Origin of the sequence: Tatumella sp. JGM91, from assembly GCF_018257575.1 — a bacterium.
Classification (GTDB): Bacteria; Pseudomonadota; Gammaproteobacteria; order Enterobacterales; family Enterobacteriaceae; genus Tatumella; species Tatumella punctata.
The window spans coordinates 1-13,622 of the sequence record NZ_JAERJP010000039.1 but is presented as its reverse complement, the minus strand read 5'-3'; the positions used below and the strand labels follow the sequence as shown (position 1 = coordinate 13,622).

5 protein-coding genes are annotated in these 13,622 nt (G+C 57.2%); 1 reads left to right on the top strand and 4 read right to left on the bottom strand.

The genetic code is table 11. The features are described 5' to 3' along the window. Positions 1 to 117: 117 nt before the first annotated feature. From JK198_RS16470 to JK198_RS16455, 4 genes are read right to left on the bottom strand one after another with little or no spacing between them, the layout of a single operon-like run. On the bottom strand, positions 118 to 309 hold the full coding sequence (locus JK198_RS16470) for a DUF4926 domain-containing protein (protein WP_212711030.1): 192 nt from the start codon (positions 307 to 309) through the stop codon (positions 118 to 120). Positions 310 to 328: 19 nt separating this feature from the next. After that, complete coding sequence (locus JK198_RS16465; protein ID WP_249213362.1) at positions 329 to 9,952, bottom strand: hemagglutinin repeat-containing protein; 9,624 nt, start codon at positions 9,950 to 9,952, stop codon at positions 329 to 331. Positions 9,953 to 9,965: 13 nt separating this feature from the next. After that, positions 9,966 to 10,493 (bottom strand): toxin-activating lysine-acyltransferase, encoded by a 528-nt coding sequence (locus JK198_RS16460; protein WP_212706643.1) that lies wholly within the window; start codon positions 10,491 to 10,493, stop codon positions 9,966 to 9,968. Positions 10,494 to 10,503: 10 nt separating this feature from the next. Then, the gene (locus JK198_RS16455) at positions 10,504 to 12,219 is read right to left on the bottom strand and encodes a ShlB/FhaC/HecB family hemolysin secretion/activation protein (protein WP_212711031.1); all 1,716 of its coding nucleotides are present in this window, start codon (positions 12,217 to 12,219) and stop codon (positions 10,504 to 10,506) included. A 699-nt stretch (positions 12,220 to 12,918) separates the two neighbouring features. On the opposite strand from JK198_RS16455, the gene JK198_RS16450 reads away from it, so the two are divergent. Next, positions 12,919 to 13,404 carry a hypothetical protein gene (locus tag JK198_RS16450; protein ID WP_212711032.1) on the top strand — a complete coding sequence of 162 codons (486 nt, stop codon included), beginning with the start codon at positions 12,919 to 12,921 and terminating at the stop codon, positions 13,402 to 13,404. Positions 13,405 to 13,622: the final 218 nt, after the last annotated feature.

Genomic DNA, 13,622 nt, shown 5'->3' with positions numbered 1-13,622 from the left:
GTTGTCGATCCACTTCGCCGGTCGACTTGATAATCATATCGACCTGTAAGCCTTGACACAGAATAATGAACACCCTCCAACTGGCCGGGGTCTTTGAGTGTTACTAAAAATATATTGTTACCTTGATGATTCAATGTCATCAGGGTAAACCGTCAAAACATCTAATGTAGCGCCTTCATTATCAACGAATTCAACTTCATAACCTAAAGTAGGCTCTTGATATATCATAACAACAGCTCCCCTACATCCTGTTAGCACAGTGTCAGACAAGTCCTTTTTGGCTTTAACTACATCATATTCTTTGATCATAAAGTAAATACCAATATATTTATTTCTTAGCTGGAATAGCTGTTACGAGCCTAACCACGCCGTCATTATTCTCGATCCAACCAAATTTAACGTTGATCGTTCTACCATTCGTACCAGTTATTGGTATCACCTGATCATATTTAGTACCAAACTGCGTTTCTGCTGTTTTAACGGCTTTACCGGAGTCAAAAACGATTTGTTTCGCAAGCTCGTTTGAGTTTGTTTTGTTAAAACCAAGAGCACTATCGAACCATTCTGCCTTACTTCCTCCAACAGGATGTTGCTTATCTAACAGATAGTTAGCTAATTTCTGATCAACACTAACTTGTGTCTCAGCTGTATTTTTAATCGAATTTATGATGCTGCCATTTCCAGCATTCTTCGCGGTATTAGCCACAACAGCTTCTGCTTTCGCCGCCGCCTCTGCGGCCGTTTTACCAACCCCAATAGCTCCCGCTGCACCTACACCACCAGGTGTTACTCCTTCTGCTACTTGCAACCCTGCGTTATTCAGACAGATTGCCGGTGCCGCTTTACAACCTTCCAGCGCTGCTTTGGCTGCCGCCACTATTTCCGGCGTGGCTCCTACTATCATTGCACCACCGGCCACCCCAGCAACGCCTGCTGACACCACCAGATTTCCTTCAGCAACACCTTTCGCAATGCCGGTCTTACAGGCCGTATCACAGCCTGGGGTATTACCCAGCCAGAACCCAAGATCTGAGCCTGCACTCAGCGCATTATTCTCAACCGCATTCTTGCCGCTTTGTGCACCTGCTATGGCATCGCCGGTGCCCTCCCCCGCCAGTCCGCCGGCCAGCCCTGCGGCTAATGTTCCCAGCACGCTCAGGGTCTGTTTTTGCTCTTCCGTCAGGTTTTCCGGTTTCACTCCCGGGTAAAGCGTCTCCGCTATATAGCGCGCCATCAGCTCACCGCTGGCCGCGCCGGCGGCCCCCGCTAATGCACTATTATCACTGACCTTCGCTGCAACCGCCCCCAATACCGCATGCGCCATCGCGTTTGCCGCAACGCTGGTGCTGCCATCCGCGTTGGTTGTCATCTCCCTGATGACCCCCGCCGCATAAGGACTAAGCCCCCCGGCCAGCACCTGCGCCAGATTGCCACCCGCCAGCCCCTGTACCGCCGCCGTCGCGGCCTGCATACCCTGCCGGATGGCGCTGCCGGTGCCCCATTTCTGTTGGGCCGTTTTGTAGCCGGAGCTTTCCGTCAGGGTTTTGTTGTACGCAGCGATATCTTCCTTCGTGGCATTTGCGCCCGGCTCTTTGACGCCTTTCGCAGCCAGTTCTGCCTTACCGGCTTTTGTGGCTTCTGTCTGGCCCTGCGTCCGGGCGATATCCGCTGCCTGACTGCCGATTTCCCCTATCAGCTGCGCCTGCTGTAGCCGTTTCTGCTGTTTCTCCTTGTCGAAGATGGGACTCAGCGTCTGGCTGGCATGCTCCACGTCACGGCTCAGCCCGGCCACATCCTGCTGTTGCTTATCCTTATCGCGAATAACTATCGTGCCTGCGCTTACCGCGGACTTCGTGGCCGAGCGGTCGCTTCCGCTGCCGTTCGCGCCCACCAGCAGCCCGCTGGTCACGTTCCCCGGGAACTGACCGCCCACGCTACCGCCCGTGCTGATACCCACGCTCTGGTGTTCGACTTTATACGCAGCACTGTTGTTGATATCACTAAACGCCAGCATGCCGGTATCCAGTTTATTCTTCTCTGCCGTCGCCGTCGACCCGATAACCGCACCGTTCAGCCGGGTCTGTTCGCCCACGGTGATATCAAAACCGCCTTTGCCGGCGAAGATACCCGTCTGTTCCTGCACGCTGTCGTAATTGCTGTGCATTTTGTCTTTGCTCAGGCTGATGCTGCCCGAACCGGTCATCGAGCCGAAGGTAAAGCTGCCACCGGTGCTGACGTTCTGCTGCCCGGAAGCGTAACGATCGCTGTCCTGCTGGCTTTCCAGCAGCAGGTTGCGGCCCACGTCAGCCCGGACCGATTCGCCGGTGACCTGTGCGCCTGTCAGGCTGGTATCGCGCCCGCTGGTAATCCTGACCTGATTACCGGCATTAACCGTGGTTTCGGTCTGGCTGGTGCCGTTACCCTTCTCGTTACCCTTGCCCTTGTTGACGCTGGCGGAAACGCTCAGCCCGATACCGCCGGAACCGGCACCGATACCTGCGCCCAGTGTGCCGCCCTGGCTCTCGTTTTTACCGTCCAGATACCGGGTGTTGCTGGCGGAAAGCAGATTCACGTCGCGGCTGGCATTCAGGGTGACGTCTTTGCCTGCCTGCAACTGGCTGCCCTGCACCAGGATGTCGCCGTACTGGCCCTTCACGCCGTTGCCGCTGGCGGTAATGTTCAGGTTGTTGCCCGCCGTCAGGCTGCTGCCCTGCGCGGTGCTCTGTCCGCTGTTTTGGGTGGACGCGGAAGACCGGGTGCCATAGGAAATGCTGATCCCCGCCATATTGTTATTGGCCGGATCGGCACCCTGCGCTTGCGCCAAACTCGCCGCCTGCACCGCCTGTATGCCGCTCAGTGCCGCCCTGGTACCCTGCAATGCCGCCAGGCGACTGTCGCCGGTGAGTTTCGCCTGCTGCGAGGTTTCTGCCGCAGTATTCAGTGCACTGCCAACCGTGCCGGACAGTGCCAGCGTCAGACCGGATTTCTTCTGTTCAACCTTGTGAGTCTGGCTGTTTTGATCCTGCGCCTGTGTCACCGACACATTCCTGCCAGTCAGCGCCATGTCCTTGCCGGCCACCAGCCCGGAGCCTGTCACCGCCAGATGATTACCGGCCCCCAGGGTGAGGTTACCGTTTACGCTACCGACGGTGCTGCCCTGATTAGTCAGCCCCTGCGCGGTCTCCGTGGTTTTCAGGCTTTCGGTGCCGTAGCTGATGCCGATACCACCGCTGCTCATCAGGCCGGATTTTTTCTCCTGCCTGAGGTGCAGTTCACTGTTGCTTTCGGTCGCACCGGTGATATTCAGATCGTTCCCTGCCAGCAGTTTCACGTCCTGAGTCCCGGCCACGCTGCTGCCCTGAACCCGTAAATCGTTGCCCGCCAACACATTAATGCTGTCGCCGCTCAGGAGAGTCCCCTGTACGCTCTGGCGCTCCAGAGTGTCGCGGGTGGTGGTAGTGGTTTTCGACATCAGGCCGTTACCGCCGGTCACCTTGTGTCGTTCGTCCAGATCGAGGGTGTTCTCGCCGCTGAGAAGATTAATGTTATGGCCGGCATTAAGATTCAGTCCATCACCGGCCGAAACCGTTGCGGCATGGGCAGTGATATCGTTCCCGGCATTGAGGGTCACCGCCCCTTTACCCACCACTTCGCTGCCGGCCTGCTGGCTGTTGCCCTGTTTCAGGCTGTTGTCGCCATTCCAGATCAGGTTATCGCGGCTGGCCGTGGTCACCGTATTCAGGGTGAGATCGCGCCCGGCACTCAGCAGGGTCTGGCCATTCTCACCGCGGTTAACCACCTGAGCCGCATCCAGCCTGATGTCGCGACCGGCCTGCAGTATCAGCTTGCCGTCGCTTCCCTGCACGTACATGCCAGCCACGCTGTCAATATTGGTGCGTTCGAAGCTGTTGTCACCGTGAATGCTCTGTGCCGTGCTGGTTATGCTGATGGTATTGATATCACGCCCGGCGCTGGCCAGAAGCGAGTTGTTACCCCGGATCAGCCCGCCGATATTGTTAATGTCGGTGCGGGCAGTCAGGTCAGCGTCGGTCCCCTGAATGCGGCCCGCCATGTTCGTGATGTTGGCGGCGCTCAGTTTCACCACGTCACGCCCGGCGATATGGCCGCTGTTGAACAAGCCTTCGCCCAGATTGAGATTAAGGTTACGCCCGGCAATCAGCGCACCGGAGCCGTCCAGATCGCCCGGTTGCATGCGGGCATACACTTGCGGCACCAGGACGTCTTGCTGGCTGCCGTCCGGCAAGGTGACGCTGGCCTTCACCAGCCAAACGATATCCCGGGTCAGTAAGCCCATCTGTCCGGCCGTCAGCGCTACGCCCACCTTCAGGTTATATTGCTGACTGAAGGCCCCCCCCTGATCCATCAGTGCCTTAAACTGCTCTTCGTCGTTGCTGTAACCCTCCAGATAGCGCTGCCCGGTCAGGTTGATTACCTGTTCGCGGATCAACCGCTGTTCGTAGTAACCATCGCCCAGCCGCTTCAATATATTGTCCGGATTGTTAGTCACTTTACCCATCATGTAATCCGAGCCCAGCCAGGCTTTCTGGCTGGTGAAACGCGGATCGGTCTCCACCAGATACTGTCCGCCCGGTGCCGGATTAGTCATGAACAGGCTGTTGTCCGGCAAACGGGTGTCCGGCCCGACAATGCGCACCACGCTGTCCGCTGCGTCGCCTTGCTGGCTATTGACCCTGTTGGCGACTTCGAACTGCTGGCCCGGCTGCAACGCTACGGCCGGGATCACCGGCAGCGCGCCACTGCCAATGGTCTGCAGGCTGGCGGAAATATCACTGCCGCTGACTGCCGCACTGACCCCGCCGGCAGCGCCGATAGGGGTATTGGTGCCCTGCTGCGTCAGCGGGGCAATGGCGATCGGGTTACCTGCCACCTGTTGATGGTCAGTCAGCTGGCCCGGCTTCAGTGAAATGGTCTGAATGGTGGTCGGTGGCGTATAGGCCGTGGTATTGTGCCCCTGCTTATCTTTACCCTTCTTCCTGATGCGGTAGTAACTGGTCACTTCGCCGACGTCGGTGGTCAGGCGCTGGCCCGGCACCGCCACGTTATCCACGCTGCCGGCATTTATCGCCAGCGTGCCGCCCGCGATCACCTGGCTCTTATCGTTCAGCAAATGCCCGGTGTTGATCGCCATATCGCTACCCGCGATAATTTTGCCCGGTTCGCTTTCCCTGACCCGGGTTTCCTGCACCGTGCGGTTGTAGTCGTATTGGCTGAACCTGTCATTCCCATACCCGGTTTTGCCAGGGGTATTAAGGTTCAACAGCGAGTCTGCTGAATTGCGGTCAACAAACACACCCTCTTCTCCGGCCATCCAGCGTACCGGATCAGCCGATTGCTGATACCCGGTAATTTTTCCGGTGGAAACGGTAACCAGTTCGGTAGTAAAGCGGTCGTTGATGTTGTTGATCTGTCCGGCCGAAATCGCCATGTTACCCGCAGATTGCAGGGTCGAACTGTGATTGTTGAGGGTACCGGCCTGGCCGGTAGCCAGGTAACTGGCGTCAAGCTGGCCGCCAATCGCCATGTCCCCGCCGCTGTAAATTAACCCATGCTGGTCGTTATTCAGCGTTTGGCTGCCGATATCCACCCTTTCGCGCCCGGCCAGCGTGGCAGCAGTGCCGTTCTCCGCCAGGTTGTTAAAGGTGACGGTTTGCACGCCAATAGCATCACCATAAATACGGCCGGTGCCGATGTTGGTCAGCGTGTCGGCGTAGATCAACGTATGTTTGCCATCAATCAGGCCATCGTTGGTCAGGGTGCCGTTGACCGTCAGCCAATCCTGCCCGGCGTTAATCTCGCCGCTGGCGGCATTCAACAGATTACTGGCGCGCAGATCAAACCTGGCGCCCGCCAGCAGTTTGCCGCTGTTAGTCACATCGCCCGGCGTGGTGAGGTTGAAATTACCGTTGGCAATCATCTCACCGCGGTTATTGATGCCCCGGGCACTGACCAGGCTGATATCGCCCAGCGACAACAATTGCCCGTCGCCGCCGACCGCTGTGGCGTTAATGTCCAGCAGCTTACCAGCCTTGACGATGCCGCCGGTGTTCAGCAGGTTAAACGCCGTGCCCTGCAACTGCAGGGTTTCGCTGGCAGCCAGCTGACCCGCGCTGTTATCCAACTGACCGCCGTTGGTGATAGTCAGCTGTTGGTTAGCCAGAATACTGCCGCCACGGTTGTTGATCGCGCCGGTGTTCAGCACCACGGCCTCGCCTTCCAGGCCTTTATTTTCCGCCCCGGTGTCGTCATTGATCAACTGCAGGGCATTGAGCGTCGCAGTGGCACCGCTGCGGATCAGCCCCCGGGCGTTGTCGATAATCCCCCGCCCGCTGTCCAGCAACAGGTTGCCGACCGCCTGAATTTGTCCGTTGCGGTTATCCAGACTGACGCTGGACAGCCGGATCGTCTGTTCGCCAATAATCCGCCCGCCGTTAGCATTGTCCAGATTTAGCGCTGCCAGGGCGAAGTCGCCTTTGGCTCCCAGCGTACCGCCCTGATTATTGACGTCGCCACTGCTGAGCTGCAGTTTACCCGGGCTGTACAAGGTACCGTTCTGGTTATCCAGCCGCTGGCCGTAGGTATCGACATACATATCCGTGCCCGACTGCACCAATCCCCCATGGTTATTCAGGCCGCCCGTGCCGGGGGTATTCAGCACCAATCTCTGCTGCGCCACTAGTTTGCCGCCACCGTTGAGCAGCGTTTCGGCATCGATCCGCAAGTCTTTAGCGGCAATCACCACGCCCTGGCCGTTATTGAACCCGCCGGTCGTGAGGTTCATCGCCCCCTGGCTGGTAATGCCGCCCTTGTCGCCGCTGCTGGCGTTGGTCAGCCGTTCAACCGTTAGATCTAACCCCTGACCACTCTGGATCAGGCCGCCGTCATTGTTACTGAGGCTATTACCGTGCAGCTCCAGCGCCGTCTGTGCCGCCAACTGGCCGCCCCGGTTTTCCAGCAGGCTGAAATGAATCTTAGCCGTATCGGCGCTGACCAGCGTGCCCTGATTGTTCAGCAGATGGCCGCTGTCCAGCTGCAGTTTTTTACCTGCGCCAATCACCCCGGTATTGCTGTTATCCAGCACGTCTTCAGCATTCAGCCCCATATCCTGACCGGACTTGATCGCCCCGGCCTGGTTATTGATCACCCTGACGGTGGCCGACAGCTGATTCTCTGAAGCCAGGGTACCGCGGCGATTATCCAGTTGCTCGCTATACAGTTGCAGGTCACCCGAACTGGCGATAAAACCGGCCTGGTTATCCACAGCACCGCTGGCGATCGTCAGTTTGCCCGGACTGCTGATACCACCATGCCTGCCGCTGTCACGATTGCTCAGGGCCTGTCCGTGCGTATCGATGCGCGCATCACCGCCCGCCTGCAACAGTCCACCGTCGTTGGTCAGTGCCAGACTGTCGATATTCAGCTGCTGCTTGCCGGCCAGAATGCCCTGGCTGTTATCCAGCGCACCGCTGTGGATCGTCAACATCCCCTGGCTGACAATACCGCCGCTTTCACCACTCAGACGGTTACTCAACGCCGCGTCCCGGGTGTCAATATTCATATTGCCCGCGGATTGCAGCAGACCAGCGTTATTGTTCAGCGCACCGCTGCTCAGGCTCAGATCGCCGCTGGCAGCGATGACGCCCTGCAGGTTATTCAGCGCCCCGTTGCCCAGCGCCAGCGAAAGCGCGCCGCCCGCTACCTGCCCGGCCTGATTCTCCAGCCCGGTACCCGTCAGTTGCAGAGCCTGTCTGGCCTCAATACGGCCGCCGCGGTTATCCGGCGCCTGTTGCGCCGTGACCTCAGCATTGCCCGTCGCGGCAGAAACCAGCCCCTTGCGGTTATCCAGCCTGTCCGCCCGTAGCTGAGTATCGCCGCTGGCCGCCAGTTGCCCCTGGCGGTTATCGATAGCGCCGCTGACCTGCGCCTTCAGGCTGCCGTCCTGCGCAGCAATCACTTTGCCGCTCTGGTTGTTCAACCGCGCGGCGTTAAGCGCGACCTTGCCATTGCCCGCCAGTTGGCCGCCCTGGTTATCAATCCCCTCACTGACGCTGAGGCGCATCTCACTCTTACCGCTCTGTACCAGTTGACCGTTGCGGTTAGACAGGCTGCCGGCATCCAGCGCGATCTGCTGTGCCGAAGTGGTGCCGCCGTCCAACACGTAGTCGCCGCCCTGCATGCTGAGCTGGCCGTTGGACAGCAGCTTGCCGCCATCGCCCTGCAAGCGACCGGTATTCACCGCCAGCGCACCTTTACCCGCATGGATGATTTGCCCGCCCTGGTTGTCGATCGAACCGGCGTCCAGCGTCAGGTCATTGCCATTACTGGCAATACGGCCACCGGCGTTATCCAGTTTGCCCTGTGGGTTCAACCGGAGGTTGTCTTCGCCAGACTGGGTGATCTCCCCCTTGCGGTTGGATAAGTCATGCGCATTAAGCGCCAGTGTATTTGCCGCCAGCTTGCCACCGTCATTATTGAACCGCTTGCCGCTGCTGGCGGTGAGCTGTTGCGTGGCTGTAACCTGCGCACTGGCCGTGGACAAATCGCCGGACCCGGCTTGCAGCGTGACCTGAGTCGCTGCGGTACGGCTGCCGCTGATATCCACGCCCTGCCCGTTCACGCGCAGGTTGCCTGCCGCCAGATTTAGCCCCTGTGCAGTCAGTTTGCCACTGGTGGTGAGCGCCAGTTCGCCGCTGCCGCCTGGCCGGCCATCCTGTTGCACACCGGCCGCCAGCGTACTGCCTTTGCTGCTGTTCAGGCTGGCAGCCTGTATCCGCAGAGTATTGCCAGCCGCAATAGATCCGCTGTTTTGCACCTCGCCACCGCTGCTGACGCCGGTATGACCCGCCGCGAACAGTGAGCCGCTGTTGCTGACACCGCCCTTCGAGGCCAGCTGCGTATCGCCGCCACTACTGATTTTACCGCTGTTTTCAATGCGGCCATCGGCGGTGACCACCACGCTACCGGCCTGCGCACCGATGTTACCGGCATTACGCACCCCGACGCCGGTTTCGGTGCCGATCATGCGGATCTTACCGGCGTACATGCCGCCCAGTTTAGCCACATCGACCGCCAGCTGCGGGCGGGTGGAAGGATCGTCGCTTTGTTTGTCGATCTGTTGATGCGCCGCATCCACCTTGTTGCGTCCGGTAGTGACCTTAAGATCGTTAGCCCACAATCCGGCATTGATCTTCGCCGAACGCGCAATGATTTCAGTGTAATCCTGGCGCGAACTGTCCATACCGGCGCCTTCAACCACCACTTCACCCCGCTCAACGTTAAAGCCGGTCAGGTTACCGTTGTTGATCTGCGCCTGACCGGTGGTCAGGGTGGCGCGGCTGGCGTTGATAAAGCCGCAGCCATTACAGGTAATGCCGGACGGGTTGGCGATTACCACCTGAGCACGCTGTCCGGCAACCTCGATATAACCGTTCAGACGGCTGGGGTCGCGGGAATTGACTTCGTTGAGAATTATCCTGGCTTCGCCTTTCGCCAGCCACGGGTTACCGTCGACCCAGCCACCCTGTTGAGTTTGGGTCATTTTGTGGGAATTGTTGAGGATCACGCCCCGCTTGTCGACGTCAAACTGGCTATAGGTATTGCGCGAAACCCCGCCGGCGCCTGGCGTCTGGATATTGACCTGTGGCGTACCGTTGGCGCTGTTGATGATGGTCGGCTGCCGCCCGCCCGGCGCATTGCCGTCGGCAATAATCGCCGCCTGCACCGGTTGGATAGCCCCCAGCGATATTAACAGGCTAAAGCTGATGGCGTTCATACTGCCAATGCACTGACTCTGGGTATGCCCCGGACCAGACGAGCGGGCAGATCCGGCACGACCGGAACGGGCGATATCCGCCGCCACCACCAGCATGCCACGCGCTTTGCTGAAAACGATACGATACCTGTCCTTGTTCATGGCAATATCCTTATTAAATTTCTGACAGCTCCACGGCTACCGGGTGACTTGCCCGCCATTGCTGCGCCTGATGATGGCTAACCTGCGCGCCTTTAAAGTTCACCACGCGCTTTCCACGCTGCTCTCCGCGGTGATACAGCGCCCGCATGCACAGGTGCGGGAAGATTTCCCGCGTGATTAGATTACGCATTTCCCGCGTATGCCCGAAAGGCGCTATCCAGTCACAAAACCACATGCGATCGCCGCTGTTCCAGTCAATTTCCAGCATGTTAACCGCAGGCTGTGTCAGATAACGCGCCTCGGCCTCTTGATTCATCCACGCCCAGCTGAGGAAAAATACCGGCTGATTTCGCTGCGACGCCAGCACATATTGCTGTCGCTTGATGATCGGCAGCAGCAGTGTCGGCAGAGTGTGCAACGGGGCATCGCGGTGCATCGGCGAATGCATCCACAGCCATACCGCCGCGCCAAAGGCTTCTGCCTCGCTGTCTTCACCGCCGAGGATCAACGGCGCCCTGATATCATATTCGCCTATGCGCATGGTCGTGTCCTCAGTAGTTCCAGCTAAGGTTAAAACCTAGAGTGACCGGGCTGGTGCTGAATCCCCCGGGTTTGGAGAAAGGCACGCCGGCGAACAGATCGTAACCGACCCTGAAGGCATAGCCGCGCAGGCCCACTACGCCACCGGCCAGATGCTGCCCGACCAGATAGTCTGAACCGTAGCCGCCCACTTCGCCGTAGTCGGCACCGAGATACAACTCCTGCCCCTGTAACGGCGTACGCCAGGCCAGATCGTTACGGACGAACCAGCCGTGATTGGCGTTCAGGGTACGCTCGCCATCAAAGCCGCGCACCGTCCAGCGGTTGCCGATAGCGAACTGGTCCTGCGGCGTCAGCGGCGTATCGCTGATCTGACGCTGGTATTGCACGTTGTAGCGGAAGTTCTGGCTGAGCAGGCTGAATGGCACGTCGAGCCGGGCGTTAAGCTGCACAATTTTGCTGAGTGCCGTCGCCTCGCCAAAGGTCTCTTCCGGCGCAGGTAATGCGCCAAACCAACGGGTACCGCGCTGGTAGCTGATACCCGCGTCCAGCGTGGCTTGTTGAATATAGTGGCGGTGCTGCAATCCCAGCCGCCATCCTGAGGTACGCCGGCGCTGTACTTCCACTTCGGTATCGTTGATGTAGTTGCCGGACTCGCGCGCCAGCACGTCATAGGTCAGCATGGTTTTCTGGCTGCCGTTACGGTGCAGCACCCGGCTGAGTTGGAAATCCAGGTTCCTGCTGTTGCCGCGGTAACGGTAGTCCTGATTCTGCCCGGCAATGGTCTGGTGGTAGTCATAGCTGTTGGCGGTGACGCCGGCCATCCAGTAACCGAAAGGCACCGAATAGTGCCCGGTGATGTTCTTCGACCCCTTGCCGCCCTGGTTTTGCAGATCGGCAGAGCCGGAGATATAGAACAGATCACTGAGCGAAAACGGGTTATCCAGCGACAGGGTCAAACCGCCCTGATAACGCCCGGTACTCCTGGTGCCGGAATCATCCAGCGAGACGCCAATACGCCACATGCGCTGCTGCTTCCAGCTCAGGGCAATGTCGCTTTCGCCGGGCTGTTCACCGGGGATAATTTCCATACTGGCCTGCACCGTCGGCAAGCGTTGCAGGTTTTCCAGTCCCTGTTCAATATCACGCAGATCCAGCAGGTTGCCCGCATGGGCCGGGATGCTGCTGTAGGGCTGAATGTAATGGCCGCTGTCCGGCGTCAGTTTCACCTGCCGCACGTAGCCTGGCACCACTAATAATCGCAGTTGGCCGTTTTTCAGATCCTGCGTTGGTGCCAATACGCGGCTGGTGATATAGCCGTGGTCCACCAGCCGGTTTTGCAGGGTGCTCATCAGCAGGTTAATGCCCTGTCCGCCCAGGCAACGGCCCTGTGCCTGACTGGCGATACGTTGCAACGGCAGCCAATCGGGGAGCCGGCCCTGGCCGCTCAACACGACCTGGTCGATAGGGAAACAAGGTTTTTCTGCCGGGAAAGCAATACGGCCAGCACCGGACGACGGTGGTGACAGGCGCACATCAGGCGCCGCGGGGATCAGTTGTTGCTCCAGCGCCTTTTGCCGCTGCTGCTGTATGATCAGCTGTTCACTGTTTGATGTTGCTGCCAGCAACGGTTGGCTGAATATAAACAGCGGCAAAACAACGGGGCCACATGGAATACAGACCTTACGCACAGCAAGGCTGAGCGAAGAGTAAGCAGAGTAGCGCATGACTTTTCCCTGTCAAAACACAAATAAACGAAAAAGAAAGAAAACAATTGTAATAAAATGCAATTATTATGCGCAGAAATTGTCCACGGTCAACTTAATTTTGCCCGGTAATGGGCACCGGGTGGCACCTGATGTACTTCAGACCCTGTCCGATAACGCGCAGGTTGAAAATATCGCCGCACGATGACCGAATAGCGTTCCACAGCCGGCCATGCCAGGAGAGCGGTTCCTCAAAGGGGATCTCACCCTGTATGGTCAATATTTTCAGGGCACAGACAGAAGTCCGTTTTGCATCCGTTTTTCTTTGGCTACCGGGGATAGTCCGCTGTTATACCTGTGGTGACGTATTCTGTTGTAATAACCACTCAGATAAAATGAGACGCCTCTTCTGGCCTCTTCAATGCACAGATAACCGGTAATCCGCCGAAAAAGCGGTGTGTTCATAAGCAGAGTTTCTACTCACCTGAATTCAGAGGAACTTGTGTGACCCGAAGGGCAGGCATATGCGAGAAAATGATAATGGTTTTATAATCACCAACGGCCGAATAGGGTTCTGAATGGGTTTACACTGATGCAGTATATTCAGCGTATACACTGATTCTGCTTATCGCCTTCGTTAAAAATGGGGGAATGACTGAAAAAAGTTGAATCAATGATAGAAAATGTTATTGCTATATATAAAAAGACAAAAAGGAGAGCATGGTGTCCAGAGATAAACTCAATGCAGGGACTGACAGTGATCGCTACACTGCTACACCACATATCAAAGCCGGCTATATTGATATATCGACTAATGCTGTGTTCAGGACACACAAGGATGCATTGAATTGTTTTGGCTACCAGAAGGGCCATTACCAGCGGGCTGCCTGGAAGATCCCCGATGAAATCTGCGATGTAATTGAACTGCCTTATAACTCAAGCGTCTGGTTTCCGACACTTGATGATAATACCGCATGGGATAATTCACTGTCTGATGACGGGTTGTTGATTATCGAAAAGAAAAAGGAGGCAGATGATTTCCGGAAGAATGATTGGGAATACCGGATTGTTATGGCTAAATCCAAAGATGAATATAACAGAACTCTTTACCGGTTTATTGGTATTTTTGAAGTCGTACCGGGGTACAGCGTCGGTAATGAGCAGCGGTTCAGGCGAGTCAGTACTACAGTAAAAACTTACCGGTAATAAATTGACGTGTGAGTTTCGGCTTATGCTATCAGTCTTTTGATTGCACATTTCTAATGCTCTTAAGACCTGTTGGGGGCGAAATATCTCAGTGATGTTTATCTAAGACGGTAATCATCAGGTTTGTAACATGACTGCCTCCCCTCAGTGTCAGCATAGTTGTCACCCCCTCTGAAAAATCAATCTGAGGACATGGAGTGACACATGAAACGTATTTC

Bases quoted from the DNA above. Each gene is read 5' to 3' on its own strand.
- JK198_RS16470 (WP_212711030.1), bottom strand. From the start codon at position 309: ATGATCAAAGAATATGATGTAGTTAAAGCCAAAAAGGACTTGTCTGAC.
- JK198_RS16465 (WP_249213362.1), bottom strand. From the start codon at position 9,952: ATGAACAAGGACAGGTATCGTATCGTTTTCAGCAAAGCGCGTGGCATG.
- JK198_RS16460 (WP_212706643.1), bottom strand. From the start codon at position 10,493: ATGCGCATAGGCGAATATGATATCAGGGCGCCGTTGATCCTCGGCGGT.
- JK198_RS16455 (WP_212711031.1), bottom strand. From the start codon at position 12,219: ATGCGCTACTCTGCTTACTCTTCGCTCAGCCTTGCTGTGCGTAAGGTC.
- JK198_RS16450 (WP_212711032.1), top strand. From the start codon at position 12,919: ATGGTGTCCAGAGATAAACTCAATGCAGGGACTGACAGTGATCGCTAC.